The sequence below is a fragment of the Baekduia sp. Peel2402 genome (assembly GCF_052567285.1).
In genome coordinates this window covers 2,615,065-2,630,571 of sequence record NZ_CP199582.1, presented here as the reverse complement: position 1 = coordinate 2,630,571, position 15,507 = coordinate 2,615,065, and the positions used below count along the sequence as shown (strand labels likewise).

Here is a 15,507-nt window from a genome sequence, read left to right as displayed (position 1 = left end):
CGTGCCCACCACCTGGGCCCTCGGCAACTACGCGCGCATGGCCGAGCGGCTGGTGCCGGCGGCCGAGGCGGTCGCCGACGCCGCCGACCTTCAGCGTGGCGAGGCGGTCCTCGACGTCGCGTGCGGAACCGGCAACGCCGCGCTGGCCGCCGCCGTGCGCGGCGCCGACCCAGTTGTAGGTGTCGATCTCGAACCGGCGCTGCTGGCGCGGGCGCCGGGCGACGCGGGCGTGGAGTGGCGCGTGGGCGACGCGATCGCGCTGCCGTGCGACGACGGCGCGTTCGACGTGGCCTTGAGCGTCTTCGGCGTCATGTACGCCTTCGACCAGCCCGCGGCCGCGCGTGAGCTGGCACGCGTCGTGCGGCCCGACGGCGGCCGCGTCGCGCTGGCCAACTGGGCGCCGGGCTCGTTCCTCCCGGCGATGGGCGCGGCGCTGGCGCCGTTCCTGCCGCCGCCTCCGCCGGGCGGGTCCCCGCCACCGAGCTGGGGCGACCCGGCGGCCGTTCGCGCCTTGCTGAGCGATGCCGGCTTCAACGACATCACCACCACGCACAACTCCATCACCTTGGAGTTCGACGCCCGCGCCGCCGCCGTCGCCTTCCTCGTCGCCACCGCCGGCCACGTCGTCGCCGAGCGCGACCGCCTCCAGGCCGAAGGCCGCTGGCCCCAACTCCTCGGCGCGCTCGCCGGCCTCGTCGCTGAGCACGACCGCGGCGAGGGCGACGCGGTCTCCCTGCGCTGCGATTACCTGCTCACGACCGCGCGCCGCCGCGCTCGGTAGCACGCTCGACGATCTCTTCGCGCTCGGCCCCGACCCGAACCTGGCGAAGACCATCGCGGCGTTCGACGCTGAGCTGCGCGGTCCGTAGTTGTAGGCGGGATGGCCCGCGACCCGGTCTCGGTCTAGTCGACTACGGCCCACGCCTGAACGAGCGTGAACGTCGTTCCGCGACGCTCGGGCTTGAGCAGCTCGGTGGTGGCTTCGAGGCGGAGGCGGTTGAGGCCGTCGTGGCCGAGAACGTCGGTGAGGCGGGTCTCGGCGGCTTCGGCGAGGTGGAGGGGCGCGCGGAGGTAGGGGTGGCCGGCCTCGAGGCCGAGGGCGGTGGTCCGGACGCGGGGCGAGAGGCCCGCGTCGCGCATCAGCGCCGGGAGGCGGCGCCCGGCGTCGAGGTTGCCGCCGGCGGCGGAGAAGGCCTGGGCGAGGCGGCCGATCAGGTGCGTCGTGGCCGGCGCGTAGGGCTCGTAGGTCCAGGAGCACAGGTCCGGCTCCTCGACCAGCAGGATCCCGCCCGGCGCGACGAGCGCCCGGAGCGCCGCGAGCTGCGCCGCCGCGCGTCCGTGGCGGGCGAGCTGGAAACGCGCGTGGACCAGGTCATAGGCCTTGGGTTCGAAGTCCACGCCGCCGCCGAGCACGTCCTCGACGACCAGGACCCGGGCGTCGGGGATGGGGCCGAGGTCGTCGAGGAGGGTGCGCGTCGGGCCATGCCACACCGGCGCCCCGAGGTCGACCCGCGCCAGGGAAGAATCGGCGTCGGGGACCAGGGACAGGGCAGGGGCGGCGGAGGGCATGCCCTGACTCTCGTGGCTCGCGAACGTCCCGCAAAGCCGGATATCCGTACCTCAACCGGTGGCAGGCAGGTGGACTAGACCACCGTGCCTAGGCATCAGTCGGCCAAGACCTCGACATCGAGTCCGTGCGCCACCATCGGCCGGCCGTCGAGCGTGTAGCGGACGTCGACGCTGTCGTCCTGCCGATAGGTCCCGATGCCCATCGACCCCAGCAGCCAGCGCCAGCCGCTGACCTCGTCCTTGCGCAGCTCGCGGCCGGCGAAGACCAGCGTGCGGCCGTCGATCTCGTAGTCCTTGCCCTCGACCTGGGGCACGCCCGAGACGTACACCTCAAACGGCGGCTGGACACGGGGTGGGAGGTGCGCGATCGATCGGGGCACGAGAAGCGCCATCATGGCGCATCACATGGACCAGATCACCTCGTCCCCGATCGTCCGCATCCTCAACGAGGACGTCCGCCGCTACTACCGCTGGTGCACGCCGTCGATCCTGCCCGGGCAGGAGCGCGTCGAGGACTTCTACGCGTCCGACGTCTCGATCAGCGCCGGGTTCTTCGGGACCCTGGTCGACCACACCGGCGTCTTTGGCGAGGCCGAGCGCTTCGCGGCCTCCGCGCAGGGCGCGGACCGCACCATGTTCAGCGTCCACGGGTCGAGCGGGTCCAACTGGGTGGTCTTGCGGATGCTCGCGATGGAGCGCCCCGACGCGATGGTCTTGGTCGCGCGCAACATCCACCACTCGATGATGAACGCGATCAAAGCGTTCAACCTGAACTTCCGCTTCCTGCCCGCGCCCTACGACGCGCGCTTCGAGGCGCTGCTGCCGCCGTCGGTCGACGACGTGATGAGCGCGCTGGACCGCTACCCCGAGGCGCTGGCCGTCATCTACACCTCGCCGACCTACGAGGGCCTGGTCGGCAACACGGAGGACATCGTCGCGGCGGTGCACGGGAAGTCGCCCGACTGCCTGGTCTTCGTCGACGAGGCCTGGGGCGGCCACCTGCACTTCCACGACGACCTGCCGTGCAGCGCCATGCAGGCCGGCGCCGACATCTGCGTGCAGTCCACGCACAAGCTCGCGGGCGGGCTCCAGCAGACGGGCTTGATCCACTGGCGCGAGGCGCGCGTGGACTCCGAGCTGTTGGAGGAGGCCTACCGCGAGTACGTGACGACGTCGCCCTCCTACGGGCTGCTGGCGTCCGCCGACGCCGCGGTGCGAGCGTTGGCCGCGCAAGGTCGCGAGTTGTTGGGGGTGTCGATCGAGCGGACCGAGCGGCTGAAGGCGGCGCTGCGCCGCGCGCTGCCGGACCTCGACCACCTCGACGACTCGCGCTGGCTGGGCGCGGTCGGGCGCAACGTCTCCGGTGCGGACCTCGTCAAGACCACGCTCGGGCTGTCGCGCTTCGGCCTCAGCGGCTACGAGGTCGCCGAGGCGCTGGTCCAGCGCGGGATGGTGATCGAGAAGGCCGGCGTGCAGACCATCACCTTGATCACGACCTTCCAGCTCGACGAGGGCGCGGTCGAGCCGACGGTCGCGGCGTTGAGCGACATCTTGGACGGCACGCAGCTCCCGGGGCGCGAGCGCCAGCCGATGCCCGGCAACCCGTTCGCGGGGATCGAGGACCGTCCGGTCATCCGGCCCTACGACACCAAGCGCCTGGCGAAGTCGATCGGCCGCGAGGTCCCGCTGCACGAGGCGATCGGGCAGGTCGCGGCCGAGGAGGTCGAGGTCTACCCGCCCGGGATCCCGCTGATCCTGGAGGGCTTCAGGGTGGGCGCGGACGCCGTCCGCTACCTGGAGGACGCTCGCGCCAGCGGCGGTTCGATCGTCGCGCGCGACACGACGCTCACGACGCTGCGAGTGCTTTAAGCTAGCTGGAGCCCACGCTGCCCGTCCTGTAGCGCGACCGCGTCGCTGGACGAGCCAGGTTTTGGCGTGCGATGCTCAGCATCGTGGATCACCTCGAAGACCCCGAGCGAAGCTTCGCCGACGCGGTCGCGCTTGCCGAGGAGGACCGGGTCGAGGACGCGGTAGCGGCGTTCGACGCCGTCCTCGCGCGGTGCGCGGACGAGGAGGAGCTCCAGGAGCTTGCCGCGCGCACGCTGGATTGGAAGGCCTACGTGTCGCTTGAGGCGGGCCGCCATGAGGAGGGCCTGGCGGTAGCCGACGCGCTGATCGCCCGTGGCGGCGAATGGCGCTCTTCGGTCAACGGATACCGGCGCCGCGCCCACGCGCTGGCGCGCCTGGACCGTCGCGAGGAGGGCATCGCCGCGCTGCGCGAGGCACTCGTGCGCTTCGGCGACGTCGAGGCCGAGCCCGTCGTCGAGGAGGTCGTCCGCCTCAAGGCGGCGCTCGCGCGCGACCTGATCGAGGCCGGGCTTTACGACCAGGCGCTGCTCGTGCTCGACGCCTACCTCGCCGCCGAGCCCGAGGATGTCGGGGACGCGAGCTGGGCGCTGGCGCAGCAGGGGCTGCTGCTAATGGAGGCTGGGCGGGTTGACGAGGCGCTGGAGGCCTACGAGCGGCTGCTGGACCTTCTCGACGGCACCGAGAGCTTCGGGCTGCGCGTCCGGCGGGCGGCCGCGCTGTGGAACAGCACGGAGGCCTATGGGATGACCGGGCGGATGGACGAGGCGGTCGAGACCAACGAGCGTCTGGCCGCCGAGATCGCCGGCGACACGCCCGAGGTCTTTGCCGCGATGACCGCGGAGCTGGACGGTCGCGACGATCCGCGGGCGCGGAGCATGCGCGTCGGGATCCAGCTCAAAGAGGCCCAGGTGCACGTCACGCTCGGCCGCTACGAGGAGGCCGAGGCGCTGCTGCGCGGGGTGATCGAGCGCTACGGCGACGACGATCTGCCCGACATCCGGCGGATGGTCGCGATGGCGCGAGAGCAGATCGGGGAGGGCGACGTGCTGTAGTGCAGAGATATGGGTGACGAGCAGCAGCAGCGATCCGGTGCTCTGGGCGAGGGCCTGCGCGCGCAGGCCGCGCAGCGGTACGACGAGGCGGAGCGGTTGATCCGGGCGGCCGTCCAGGACGGTGAGCCTGACGCGGGGTACTACCTGGGCGAGCTGCTGATCGAGCTCGATCGCGCCGCCGAGGCGGTCCCGGTCTTGCGCGAGGCGGTCGAGACCGGGGACATGGACGCGCTGATCCCGCTTGGCAACGCGCTGTGGGACCAGGGCGACGTCGCGGGGGCGGAGGCCAACTACCGCGCGGCGGCCGATCGAGGCGAGCTGGCGGCCGGGCACAACCTCGGGCTGTTGCTGTATGACCTGGGCCGGTTGGAGGAGGCGATCGCGCTGTGGCGGACGACGGTCGCGATCGGCGAGACCGAGCACCGGCTGTTGGCCAACGCCTTGGCCGACGTCGGTGATGTCGAGGAGGCTGAGGGGCTGTTCCGCTCCGGCGCGGACGCGGGCGACGCCGAGGCGCTGGTCGATCTCGGCGCGCTGTTGCAGGACGAGGGCCGGATGATCGAGGCCGAGGCGGTCTTGCGCGAGGCGATCGCGCTGCCGGGCGGGATCGAGGGCTATGCCTTCCTGGCGTCGGTGCTGAGGCTGGAGGACCGCGTGGAGGAGGCGGAAGCGATCCTGCGCGAGGGCGCGGAGCGGGGCGTCGCGACGGCCGAGACCCAGTTGGCCAATCACTTGAGCGACCTCGACCCGCAGTCGGTCGAGGCCGAGGCGCTGTACCGGCGCGCGGCCGAGCACGGCGACGACGAGGCCTACAACAACTTGGGCGTCCTGCTGTGGGACCAGGGCCGCGTGGACGATGCGGAGCTGGCCTTCCGGGCGGGCGCCGAGCTGGGCGACGACCTCGCGGTGGCCAACCTGGCGGGGCTGCTGGAGGAGCGTCAGGGCTGAGGCCGGGACCGGGCCGTCGGCTCGGCGTCGTACCCTCCTCGGCCGGATGCCGGAGACCTCGCCCTTCGAGTGGAGCGTGCGGCGCAGCGACCGCGCGCGGCGCGTGCGCGTGCGGGTCGATCCGCGCGATGGTGCGGTCGAGGTCGTGCTGCCGCGGCGCGCGCCGTTGCGCGAGGCCGAGCGGGCGGTCGAGCAGCTCGGCGGCTGGATCGCGCGGCGACGGGCGGAGGTGGCGCGGTCCCAGGCGCGGGTGGCGGCACGCGGCGGGACGGTGCCGTACCTGGGCACGGACTTGACGCTGGTCGGCGAGGAAGGGCGCACGCGCGCGGTGCGCTGGGGCGACGAGCTGTTGGTGCCCAACGCCGAGATCGGCAGCGCGGTCATGCGCGAGGCACTGGAGAAGTGGTACCGCAAGCAGGCGCGGATCGAGATCACGCCGCGGCTGGACGCGGCGGCGTCGGCGGTCGGCCGCAAGTACACCAAGTTGTCGATCCGCGACCAGAAGACCCGTTGGGGCTCGTGTTCGAGCACCGGCGCGATGTCCTTCAACTGGCGCCTGCTGCTGGCGCCCGACGTCGTGTTGGAGTACGTGGTCCGCCACGAGGCGGCGCACCTCGCGGTGATGGACCACTCGCCGCGCTTCTGGGCGCTGATGGCGGCGCTGATGCCGGGGTACGAGACGCCGCGCCGCTGGCTGCGCGACCACGGCGGGACCCTGGTGCTGTGAGGCTCGGCGTCGTCGGGCACGTCGAGTGGGTCGACTTCGTGCTCGCGCAGCGCCTGCCGCGCGCCGGGGAGATCGCCGACGCCGGCGCCGCCTGGGAGGCCGCCGCGGGCGGCGGCGCGATGGCGGCCTATGCGTTGAAGTCCCTGACCGGCGCCGCGGCGTTCTTTTGCGCGGTCGGGGACGACGCGCGCGGTGCCGCAACCGCCAGCGATCTCCGCGCCGCCGGCCTCGACGTCCACGCGACGACCCACGCGGGCGTCCCGCAGCGGCGGACCCTGACCTGGCTGACCGCCGACCACGAGCGCACGATCACCACGCTCTCGCCGCCGCTCGAACCCCACGGCGCCGACCTGCCGGACCTGAGCGAGTTCGACGGGATCGCGCTCTTCGGCGGTGATGCGCGCGCCGCCCAGGCCGCGCGGGCCGCGAAGGTCCTCGTCGCCACCGCCCGCACCCGCGCTGCGCTGATCGCCTCGGGCGTCCAGGTCGACGCGCTGATCGGCTCCGCCGACGACCCCAGCGAGCCGATCGACGACGAGCTCCTCGCCGCCTGCCGCCCGCGCTGGATCCTTGCCACCGAAGGCGCGCGCGGGGGAAGCTGGCGTGAAGGCGGATCTTCTCGACCTGCCGGCCGCTGGATCGCGGGACGACCGCCGGGCGATCCGTTGGACGCCTTCGGCTGCGGCGACGCGTTCGCCGCCGCGGTCATGGCGGCGCTCGCCGACGGGTGCTCGATCGAGCAGGCCTGCGGGGTCGGCGCGCGGGTAGGCGCGGCGGTCCTGTGCGAGCGGGCGCCGGCCGTGGGGGAGCTGGCGGGGTTTTGGGCCGCGCGCCGTGCGGCACCATAGGGGTGTGGCTGTCGCGTATCGAGAGCTGTCGCCGCCACCGGGGCTAGAGGCCTTGGTGGCGTGCGTGTGGGCGTCGCACGACGGTGAGGTGCGGGTGCTGCCGGACGCGTGCGTCGACGTCGTCTTCAGCGACGGGCGGCTGGTGGTCGCGGGACCGGCGACCACCGAGTCGGTCGCGCGGGCGACGCCCGGGCGGTCGCGGGTCGGCGTGCGCTTCCGCGTCGGCGCGGCGGGCAGCGCGCTCGGGCTCGGGGTCAGTGAGCTGCGCGATCGCGGCGTCGCGCTCTCCGATCTGTGGGGTCGGTCGGCTGCGGCGGCGATCGAGGACCGCGTCGCCCAGGCGATGGAGCGCGGCCGCGGCGAGGCGCTGCTGGCGCTCGTCGGCGGGATCGCGCCCCGGCTGCCCCGGCCCGAGGACGCCGACCACGAGGTCCGTCGCGCCGTCGTCGCGCTGGCGCAGCCGTCGGCCACGGCGCCCGACGTCGCCGCGCTCGCCGCCCGCGTCGGCCTCAGCGAGCGCCAGCTGCGTCGTCGCTTCGAGGCCGCGGTCGGCTACGGCCCGGCGACGCTCGCCCGTGTCCTGCGCTTCCAGCGCTTCCTGCGCGCGGCCGACGCCGAGGGCGACGACGCCGACGCGCCGCTGGCTCGCCTCGCCGCCGACGCCGGCTACGCCGACCAGGCCCACCTCGCCCGCGAGGTCCGCCGCCTGGCCGGCCAGCCGCCGTCCGAGCTGCTCGCCGCCGGCGCTGGTCCCGCGGGCGAGAAGCCGCCCGGCTCCTAGCGCTCTCAGGACGTCCGTTTCGTTCAAGCGTCCCGCGACCCGATGCGCGAGGCTTCTTCCCCATGCCTGACGTCGATGCCGCCGGCCAGTTCATCCACGACAACGGCCGCCTCCTGGAGCGCCGCCAGTTCGAGCACCGCTTCGTCACGCCGGATCCCGACGGGGTGCGGCGGGCGATCGAGGCCTACATCAACCCGGACGGCGGGTTCGGCGCGATGGAGCCGGACCTGCGGACGCCCGCGAGTCAGCCGTCGGCCGTGTTGTACGCCTTCGAGGCGCTGGAGGACGTGGACGGGGGCGATCCCGCCGTCACGACGGCGGCGCTGGACTGGATCGCGACGATCGCCGCCGACGACGGCGGCGTACCGTTCGTGCTGGGAAGCGCGTCCGGCTACTCCTACGCGCCGTGGTGGACGCCCAGCAAGGACCCGCCGTCGTCGCTGCTGATGACCGCGGGCCTCGTCCAAGCCGCGCTGCGCCTGGGGCTCGAGCACCCGTGGCTGACCAAGGCCACCGACTACGTCTGGACGGCGATGGCCGACCTCAAGCTGAGCGACCCCTACAGCTTCCGGTACACGGTGCACTTCCTCGACGTCGTCGGAGACCGCGAGCGCGCCGAGAAGGAGATCGCCGCGCTCGCCGAGCGGATGCCCGAGGACGGGATCCTGAAGGTCGAGGCGGGCGGCGAGGGCGAGACGCTGTCGGCGATCGAGGTCGCGACGCGCCCCGACCACGTCGGCACGCGCCTCTTCCCGCGCGAGCTGATCGACCGCCAGCTCGACGAGCTCGCCGCCGATCAGCACGACGACGGCGGCTGGGACTTCAGCTGGCCGAAGTGGAACCCCGCCGCCGCCTTCGAGTGGCGCGGGGTGGTCACGCTCCAGGCGCTGGCCACCCTGCGCGCATACGACCGGCTCTAGGAGGACGCCGCCTCCAGCGTCGCCAGCTCCTCGTCGCTGAGCTTCAGCTCCGCCGCCGCGACGTTCTCCTCGAGGTGCTCGACCGACGAGGTCCCCGGGATCGGGAGCATGACGGGGGACTTGGCCAGCAACCACGCCAGCGCGACCTGGCCGGCGGTCGCGTCGTGGGCGTTGGCGATCTCGTCGACCGCGCCGCCCGGCTTGGCCAGCTCGCCGGCCGCCAGCGGGAACCACGGGATAAACCCGATGCCCTGCTCCTCACAGTAGGTCAGGACGTCCTCGGACTGGCGGTTGCTCAAGTTGTAGAGGTTCTGGACCGTCGTGACGGTGAACACCTCCTGGGCCGCCTTGATCTCGTCGACGCTGACCTCGCTCAGCCCGAGGTGCTTGACGACGCCCTCGTCCTGCAAGGCCTTCAACTCGGCGAACTGCTCGTCGCGGTCGGTGCGCTCGTCGATGCGGTGCAACTGGTACAGGTCGATCTGCTCGACGCCCAGACGTCGCGCGCTCATCAGCGCGCACTGACGCAGGTACTCGCGGCGGCCCAGCGGCGGCCACTCGCCGGGGCCCGAGCGCGTCAGGCCGCCCTTGGTCGCGACCGTCAGGCCCTCGTAGGGCGCCAGGGCGCTGGCGATGTAGTCCTCGCTGAAGTACGGGCCGTAGGAGTCGGCGGTGTCGATGAAGTCGACGCCGAGCTCGGGCAGGCGCTTGAGCACCCGCGCCACGCGATCCGGATCCGGATGCGGACCCCAGACGCCGTCGCCGACGATGCGCATCGCGCCGTACCCGAGGCGCGTCACCTCGATGTCGCCGCCGATCTTGAACGTGCCGGACGCTGCTGCGGAAGTCATGCCCTCGACGGTAGGACGTCTCAGGCGCTGAGCGTCCGCCGCAGCGCGCGCCAGGCGTCTTCGCGCTCGCCCGCGTCGACCAACCGTCGCCGGACGCGCCCCGTGAAGGCCTGGGCGGAGCCGTCGCCGCGGACGTCGATCCCGCCCGCCACGCCGCCCGGCCCGCGGACCTCGCCGCGCACCGCGACCTGCGCCGCGGGCTCGTACTCCCGCCCCAGCGCCCGCTCGACGCGCGGCACCTGCGTGTTGGCCGCCACCCGCGTCGCGTCCTCCAGCGCGTCCAGCGCGGCGCCGAGCGCGTCGTAGGACGTCTTCTCGACCTTGCCGCGCCGCCGGATCGTCACCGTGAAGGAGGCCGCCATCGCGGCGCCAACCCTACGCGGCGAGCAGCGGCGCGACCATCTCGTCGACGCCATGGGCGTGCGTGACGCGCATCTGCGACGAGATCTTCCTGAACAGCCGGTGCGCCGCCAGGTTCTCGGGCAGCATCGACGCGGTGAAGTTCTCGATCCCGCGCGCGGTCGCCGCATCCGTCAGCGCGGTGCCCAGCGCGGTCCCGACGCCGAGGCCCTGGAGGTCGTCGGCGATGACGATCGCGATCTCGGCGTTGCTCGGCGCGCTCGCGTCGCGCACCCAGCGCCCGACGCCGACGATCACCGACGGCGCGCGCGCCAGCACGGCGACCAGCGCGTAGTGGTCGTCGAAGTCGACCTCGGTCAGGTACTTCAGCTCCGAGGACGTCAGGCGCGGCTTGGGGGAGAGGAAGCGCTGGTAGACCGAGCGGTCCGAGAGCCGCCCGAGACCGGCGACGAGCGCGTCCTTGTCCTCCGGCTCGATGCGGCGGAGGACCAGCTCCGGTACAGCCGAGTCAGAGGTACGTAGCGTCATGCAACGGACAGGCTAACCCGTCCGCGTAGGAACACTGTGCGGCCGGTCACGCAAGCGCGCGACCGGCCGCGACAGCGGACGAAGCTACGAGCGGTCGTTCAGCGCGACGTAGTCGCGCGTGCGCTCGCCCGTGTAGATCTGGCGCGGGCGCGCGATCTTCTGCTCCTTGTCCTGCACCATCTCCAGCCACTGGGCGATCCAGCCGGAGGTGCGCGGGATGGCGAACATCACCGGGAACATGTCCATCGGGAGGCCGAGCGCCTCGTAGATCAGGCCCGAGTAGAAGTCGACGTTCGGGTAGAGCTTGCGGGAGACGAAGTAGTCGTCTTCCAGCGCGATCTTCTCGACCTCGAGCGCGATGTCCAGCAGCGGGTTGACGCCCGTCACCTCGAAGACGTCGTTGCACGCCTTCTTGATGATCGTGGCCCGCGGGTCGTAGTTCTTGTAGACGCGGTGGCCGAAGCCCATCAAGCGCTCGTTGCCGTCCTTCACGCCCTGCATGAAGTCCTTGATGTTGTCCTTCGTGCCGATGCGCTTGAGCATCCGCAGGACGGCCTCGTTGGCACCACCGTGCAGCGGGCCGTACAGGGCGGCGACGCCGGCGGCGACCGCGGAGTACGGGTCGACCTGCGAGGAGCCCACCGCGCGCACGGCGTTGGTGGAGCAGTTCTGCTCGTGGTCGGCGTGCAGGATGAACAGGACGTCGAGCGCGCGCTCGAGCCGGGGGTCCGGCTCGTACTTCAGCTCGGTCATCTTGTACATCATGCTGAGGAAGTTGCCCGGGTACTCCAGATCGTTGTCCGGGTAGTAGTAGGGCTGCCCCATGATGTGGCGGTAGGCGAAGGCCGCCAGCGTCGGCATCTTGGCGATCAGGCGGATCGTCTGGAGCTGCCGGTTCTGGGCGTCCTGGATCTCGTTGGCGTCCTTGTAGAACGTCGACAGCGCGCCGACCGACCCCACCAACATGCCCATCGGGTGCGCGTCGTGGCGGAAGCCGCCGACGAACTCCTTGACGTTCTCGTGGACGAACGTGTGGGTGGTGATCTCGTGCTTCCAGTTGTCCAGCTGCTGCTGGTTGGGGAGATCACCGTGGACGAGCAGGTAGGCGACCTCGAGGTACGTCGACTTCTCGGCCAGCTGCTCGATGGGGTAGCCGCGGTACTCCAGGACGCCGTTCTCGCCGTCCAGGTAGGTGATGGCCGATCGACACGACGCGGTGTTCGTGAAGGCCGGGTCATAGGTCATCAACCCGAAGTCGTCGTCAGAGGTCTTGATCTGACGGAAGTCCATGGCCCGGACCGTGCCGTCGGTGATCGGCACCTCGTAGGTCTCGCCGGTCCGGTTGTCGGTGACGGTCAGGGTCTCCTGGCCGGATGCTGCTACGCCGCCGCCGTCCGGCTGCGTCTGGGTATCGCTCACGATCTTGCGCCCTCTCTCGGGTAAGGGGATCGCCTCTGCATACTAGTGTGCCCGGGCTACCGCCGGTCCCACCGGTCGCGCAGGCTCTCGCCCGTGCGCTTGGCCCTGCGAGCCGTGGTGGTGTTGCCCAGCACGCGGGCGATCCGCGAGCCGCGATCGACCAGGTGGATGTCCTTCTCGGCGGCCGGGAACGTGGTCGTCACCCAGCGCTCGGCGATCCGCCGGACCTCGGGCGCGTCGAGGAAGCGCAGGCCCTCCGGCGTGTCGACGTCGATGCCGTCGAAGATGTGCTCCCGCTTGGCCTCGTGGACGCGGCGCACGGTCCCGAGCTGGACGCCGTCGCTGGAGCGGATCGGCGTGCCGCGCTTGAGGACCTGGAAGCTGACGGCGTGGCCGTCGTCCTCGTCGAGGTGGGCGTCCCGTGCGTCGTCCGTCACGCAGCGAGAAGTTAGATGGTCCTAGCCGGTGATGACGGCGGTCGCCATCGCGCCGACCATCAGCAGCGCGGTGAGGGCGATCACGCCGCGCTTGGCGGCGACGGTGGCGGGGAAGCTGGCGGACGACATGCCGATGCCCGAGAGGACCACGGCCCACAGGGTCAGCAGGCCGCCCAGGATGTAGAAGGGCGTCTTCGAGGGCTCGGCCTCTTCCTCAACCGCCAGGATCAGGGCGATCAGCGCGTGCATGCGCGCGAGCCTAACCGCTGCGAGGTTGGCTGTGGGCGGGTCCTTGTCAGAGGGCTAAAGTTCGGTTCATGCCTCATCTGCGTTCTCGCACGGTCACGCACGGTCGCAACATGGCGGGCGCGCGCTCGCTGCTCCGCGCGGCCGGCGTAGAGAAGGAGGACATCGGGCGCAAGCCGATCATCGCGATCGCCAACTCCTACACGCAGTTCGTCCCCGGGCACACGCACCTGTCGCCGGTCGGCCGGGTCGTGTCGGACGCCGTGCAGGCCGCGGGCGGCATCGCGCGCGAGTTCAACACGATCGCCGTGGACGACGGCATCGCGATGGGCCACGACGGGATGCTCTACTCGCTGCCCTCGCGCGACCTGATCGCCGACAGCGTCGAGTACATGGTCAACGCGCACTGCGCGGACGCGATGGTGTGCATCTCCAACTGCGACAAGATCACGCCGGGGATGCTCAACGCGGCGCTGCGGCTGAACATCCCGACGGTGTTCGTGTCCGGCGGGCCGATGGAGGGCGGGACGGCGACGCTGGTCGACGGGACCGTGCGCAAGCGCCTGAACCTGATCACGGCGATCGCCGACGCGGTGGCGGACTCCGTCAGCGACGACGACCTCGCGCTGATCGAGGAGGCCGCGTGCCCGACGTGCGGGTCGTGCTCGGGCATGTTCACCGCCAACTCGATGAACTGCCTGACCGAGGCGCTGGGGCTAGCGCTGCCGGGCAACGGCTCGACGCTGGCGACGCACACGGCGCGCCGTGAGCTGTACGAGGCTGCGGGCGCACAGGCAGTGGAGTTGTGCACGCGCTACTACGAGGGCGACGACGCGTCGGTGCTCCCGCGCGCGGTCGCCACGCGCGAGGCGTTCGAGAACGCGATGACGCTCGACGTCGCGATGGGCGGCTCGACCAACACGGTCCTGCACCTCCTGGCCGCGGCGATCGAGGCCGAGCTGGACTTCACGATGGCCGACATCGACGCGATCTCGCGGCGCGTGCCGTGCGTCTGCAAGGTGGCGCCGAACGGGACCTACTTGATGGAGGACGTGCATCGCGCGGGCGGGATCCCGGCGATCCTCGGGGAGCTTTGGCGGGGCGGGCTGCTGCACGAGGGTGTGCACAGCGTCCACTCGCCGTCGCTGGACGAGTGGCTGGAGGAGTGGGACGTCCGCAGCGGCGGCGCGTCCGCCGTGGCGCTGGAGCTCTTCCACGCGGCACCGGGCTGCAAGCGGAGCGCCGAGGCGTTCTCGCAGTCCGAGCGCTGGGAGTCGCTCGACGTCGACGCCGCCGAGGGCTGCATCCGCGACGTGGCGCACGCCTACACCAAGGACGGCGGCCTGGCGATCCTGCACGGCAACATCGCGCTGGACGGCTGCGTGGTGAAGACCGCGGGCGTCGACGAGTCGATCTGGACCTTCAGCGGCCCGGCCGTCGTGGTCGAGTCCCAGGAGGCGGCGGTCGACGCGATCCTCTCCAAGCGCGTGCAGGCGGGCGACGTGGTCGTCATCCGCTACGAGGGCCCGCGCGGCGGTCCGGGCATGCAGGAGATGCTCTACCCGACGTCCTACCTGAAGGGCTTGGGGCTGGGCGCGCAGTGCGCGCTGCTGACCGACGGGCGCTTCTCCGGCGGGACGTCTGGTTTGTCGATCGGGCACGTGTCGCCCGAGGCGGCGTCCGGCGGCGCGATCGCGCTGATCGAAGACGGCGACACCATCAACATCGACATCCCCAACCGCACCATCGATGTGGCGTTGACCGACGCCGAGCTCGACGAGCGCCGATCGCGGTTGGAGGCCACCACCGGCTACAAGCCCGCCGAAGATCGCCCCCGCGCTGTCACCCCCGCCTTGCGCGCCTACGCCGCCATGGCGACCTCGGCCGACAAGGGCGCCGTCCGCGACGTCACCCGCATCGAGGCCCTGCAGGACGCGGCCTCACGCACGACCGAGCCGGCGTAGCGCCCCGCGCGAAAGTCGTCACTCCCGCGCGTCGTTCCGTGACGCGTCCGGCCCTACGGTCGGACGCGTGTCGCGGATCCTCCTCGTCGCTCGCACCGTCGAGTCCTCGCTGGCGATGTGGACGGCCGTCGGCTCAGCCTGCGGCTGCTGCCTCTGGCTCTGCGCGCACGGGCTGAACGCGCTCTGCCGCAAGGTGCGCGATCCGGTCTGGCACGTCGAGCAGAGCTTGAAGCGGACGATGGGTGAGAAGCGGCGCAGACGGGACGCGGTGCTGTTCGCGCTCTCGCGGTGGACGCACGTCGGGCGGTGGGGTGGCGGCTGGCTCGATCTGGTGAAGTGGACGACGGTTGGGTCGCTTGTAGGGTCGACCTGTGTCATTATCAGCGAGGTCCTTTACCGATGATCAACGCTGCTGATAGCCACTCGCCCGCTCGGCGCTCGTTCTTCCATGACGCGATCACCTCTTGCGTCCTCGCCGCGATGATCTTCTCGGTGTGGGCCGGCGTAGGTCTCGCCGACTCGACGGTGGGCTTCGGGGCGGGTGTCGTCGTCGCCAGTTGGCCCGCGCTCATCGTCGGGATGCTCGGGCCCGATCTCCGCGACATTCGCCGGCCGCGCCGCAAGGACGTCCATGTGCAGCGCGCGGCGCAGAAGGTCGCGGCCGTGGTCGCGCGGTCGGAGCGCTCCGGTCGCGCCGGCTAGCGCTCGTGCTCCGGGTCCCGTGAGCGCACGATGGTCGTGCGGCTGCGGGAGGGGGCGGAGGGCATGGGTTCGCCGTGGGGGCCGCGGGGGCGTGGTTTGCGGGGCCGTCGGCCGCGGTGGTCCGGGCGTGGGTTGACCTTGGTTCCGCCGTCTTCGTCGGAACCGGACTCGGGCTCTTCTTCCTGGTGGACCGCCCACCACACGATGTACAGGAGGGCGGCGACCGGGATCTTGAGCACCAGCATCAGCCAGATGAGGCCCCAGGTCATGGTCTGCCAAAGCTACC

General features: G+C 71.8%; 20 protein-coding genes. 11 read left to right on the top strand and 9 right to left on the bottom strand.

The window, feature by feature from the left end; genetic code table 11:
* The first annotated feature begins 1 nt into the window (after position 1).
* Complete coding sequence (locus tag ACT01A_RS12900) at positions 2 to 781, top strand: class I SAM-dependent methyltransferase (RefSeq protein ID WP_445152662.1); 780 nt, start codon at positions 2 to 4, stop codon at positions 779 to 781.
* Between the two features lie 122 nt (positions 782 to 903).
* Here ACT01A_RS12900 and ACT01A_RS12895 read toward each other — a convergent pair whose 3' ends face one another.
* Together ACT01A_RS12895 and ACT01A_RS12890 are read right to left on the bottom strand one after the other, a co-directional pair.
* A complete protein-coding gene (locus tag ACT01A_RS12895; RefSeq protein ID WP_445152661.1) occupies positions 904 to 1,569 on the bottom strand; it encodes a hypothetical protein in 666 nt (221 codons plus the stop codon).
* Positions 1,570 to 1,664: 95 nt separating this feature from the next.
* Positions 1,665 to 1,949 carry a hypothetical protein gene (locus ACT01A_RS12890; RefSeq protein WP_445152660.1) on the bottom strand — a complete coding sequence of 95 codons (285 nt, stop codon included), beginning with the start codon at positions 1,947 to 1,949 and terminating at the stop codon, positions 1,665 to 1,667.
* Between the two features lie 25 nt (positions 1,950 to 1,974).
* Here ACT01A_RS12890 and ACT01A_RS12885 point away from each other — a divergent pair, with 25 nt between their 5' ends.
* The 7 genes from ACT01A_RS12885 (at position 1,975) to ACT01A_RS12855 (ending at position 8,714) form a co-directional block, all read left to right on the top strand.
* Complete coding sequence (locus ACT01A_RS12885) at positions 1,975 to 3,438, top strand: aminotransferase class I/II-fold pyridoxal phosphate-dependent enzyme (RefSeq protein ID WP_445152659.1); 1,464 nt, start codon at positions 1,975 to 1,977, stop codon at positions 3,436 to 3,438.
* 71 nt (positions 3,439 to 3,509) lie between these two features.
* A complete protein-coding gene (locus ACT01A_RS12880; protein WP_445152658.1) occupies positions 3,510 to 4,490 on the top strand; it encodes a tetratricopeptide repeat protein in 981 nt (326 codons plus the stop codon).
* A 9-nt stretch (positions 4,491 to 4,499) separates the two neighbouring features.
* The gene (locus ACT01A_RS12875; protein ID WP_445152657.1) at positions 4,500 to 5,438 is read left to right on the top strand and encodes a tetratricopeptide repeat protein; all 939 of its coding nucleotides are present in this window, start codon (positions 4,500 to 4,502) and stop codon (positions 5,436 to 5,438) included.
* A 46-nt stretch (positions 5,439 to 5,484) separates the two neighbouring features.
* Positions 5,485 to 6,165: a M48 family metallopeptidase gene (locus ACT01A_RS12870; RefSeq protein WP_445152656.1), complete on the top strand. Its 681-nt coding sequence runs from the start codon at positions 5,485 to 5,487 to the stop codon at positions 6,163 to 6,165.
* Positions 6,162 to 7,013: a PfkB family carbohydrate kinase gene (locus ACT01A_RS12865; RefSeq protein ID WP_445152655.1), complete on the top strand. Its 852-nt coding sequence runs from the start codon at positions 6,162 to 6,164 to the stop codon at positions 7,011 to 7,013. Before ACT01A_RS12870 ends, ACT01A_RS12865 begins: the two co-directional genes overlap by 4 nt.
* 4 nt (positions 7,014 to 7,017) lie before the next feature.
* Positions 7,018 to 7,794 carry a helix-turn-helix domain-containing protein gene (locus tag ACT01A_RS12860; RefSeq protein ID WP_445152654.1) on the top strand — a complete coding sequence of 259 codons (777 nt, stop codon included), beginning with the start codon at positions 7,018 to 7,020 and terminating at the stop codon, positions 7,792 to 7,794.
* Positions 7,795 to 7,856: 62 nt separating this feature from the next.
* Positions 7,857 to 8,714: a hypothetical protein gene (locus tag ACT01A_RS12855; RefSeq protein ID WP_445152653.1), complete on the top strand. Its 858-nt coding sequence runs from the start codon at positions 7,857 to 7,859 to the stop codon at positions 8,712 to 8,714.
* Here the strand turns inward: ACT01A_RS12855 and ACT01A_RS12850 are convergent.
* The 6 genes from ACT01A_RS12850 to ACT01A_RS12825 form a co-directional block, all read right to left on the bottom strand.
* Positions 8,711 to 9,565, bottom strand: a complete 855-nt coding sequence (locus ACT01A_RS12850) for an aldo/keto reductase (protein ID WP_445152652.1) — start codon at positions 9,563 to 9,565, stop codon at positions 8,711 to 8,713. The genes ACT01A_RS12855 and ACT01A_RS12850 overlap by 4 nt on opposite strands.
* A gap of 20 nt (positions 9,566 to 9,585) precedes the next feature.
* Entirely contained in the window at positions 9,586 to 9,927 is a 342-nt protein-coding gene (locus ACT01A_RS12845; protein WP_445152651.1) for a hypothetical protein, read from the bottom strand.
* A gap of 13 nt (positions 9,928 to 9,940) precedes the next feature.
* Complete coding sequence (locus ACT01A_RS12840; RefSeq protein ID WP_445152650.1) at positions 9,941 to 10,453, bottom strand: GNAT family N-acetyltransferase; 513 nt, start codon at positions 10,451 to 10,453, stop codon at positions 9,941 to 9,943.
* An 84-nt stretch (positions 10,454 to 10,537) separates the two neighbouring features.
* Complete coding sequence (locus ACT01A_RS12835; protein ID WP_445152826.1) at positions 10,538 to 11,875, bottom strand: citrate synthase; 1,338 nt, start codon at positions 11,873 to 11,875, stop codon at positions 10,538 to 10,540.
* A 53-nt stretch (positions 11,876 to 11,928) separates the two neighbouring features.
* The gene (locus ACT01A_RS12830) at positions 11,929 to 12,309 is read right to left on the bottom strand and encodes a hypothetical protein (protein WP_445152649.1); all 381 of its coding nucleotides are present in this window, start codon (positions 12,307 to 12,309) and stop codon (positions 11,929 to 11,931) included.
* A gap of 21 nt (positions 12,310 to 12,330) precedes the next feature.
* The gene (locus ACT01A_RS12825) at positions 12,331 to 12,558 is read right to left on the bottom strand and encodes a hypothetical protein (RefSeq protein ID WP_445152648.1); all 228 of its coding nucleotides are present in this window, start codon (positions 12,556 to 12,558) and stop codon (positions 12,331 to 12,333) included.
* 68 nt (positions 12,559 to 12,626) lie between these two features.
* Between ACT01A_RS12825 and ilvD the strand changes: the two genes are divergently transcribed.
* From ilvD to ACT01A_RS12810, 3 genes are all read left to right on the top strand, one after another.
* Positions 12,627 to 14,519, top strand: coding sequence for a dihydroxy-acid dehydratase (gene ilvD, locus ACT01A_RS12820; RefSeq protein WP_445152647.1), 1,893 nt, complete (start codon positions 12,627 to 12,629; stop codon positions 14,517 to 14,519).
* A 67-nt stretch (positions 14,520 to 14,586) separates the two neighbouring features.
* Positions 14,587 to 14,922, top strand: coding sequence for a hypothetical protein (locus ACT01A_RS12815; RefSeq protein ID WP_445152646.1), 336 nt, complete (start codon positions 14,587 to 14,589; stop codon positions 14,920 to 14,922).
* Positions 14,919 to 15,221: a hypothetical protein gene (locus ACT01A_RS12810; protein WP_445152645.1), complete on the top strand. Its 303-nt coding sequence runs from the start codon at positions 14,919 to 14,921 to the stop codon at positions 15,219 to 15,221. Before ACT01A_RS12815 ends, ACT01A_RS12810 begins: the two co-directional genes overlap by 4 nt.
* Here ACT01A_RS12810 and ACT01A_RS12805 read toward each other — a convergent pair.
* Positions 15,218 to 15,490 (bottom strand): hypothetical protein, encoded by a 273-nt coding sequence (locus ACT01A_RS12805; RefSeq protein ID WP_445152644.1) that lies wholly within the window; start codon positions 15,488 to 15,490, stop codon positions 15,218 to 15,220. The genes ACT01A_RS12810 and ACT01A_RS12805 overlap by 4 nt on opposite strands.
* Positions 15,491 to 15,507: the final 17 nt, after the last annotated feature.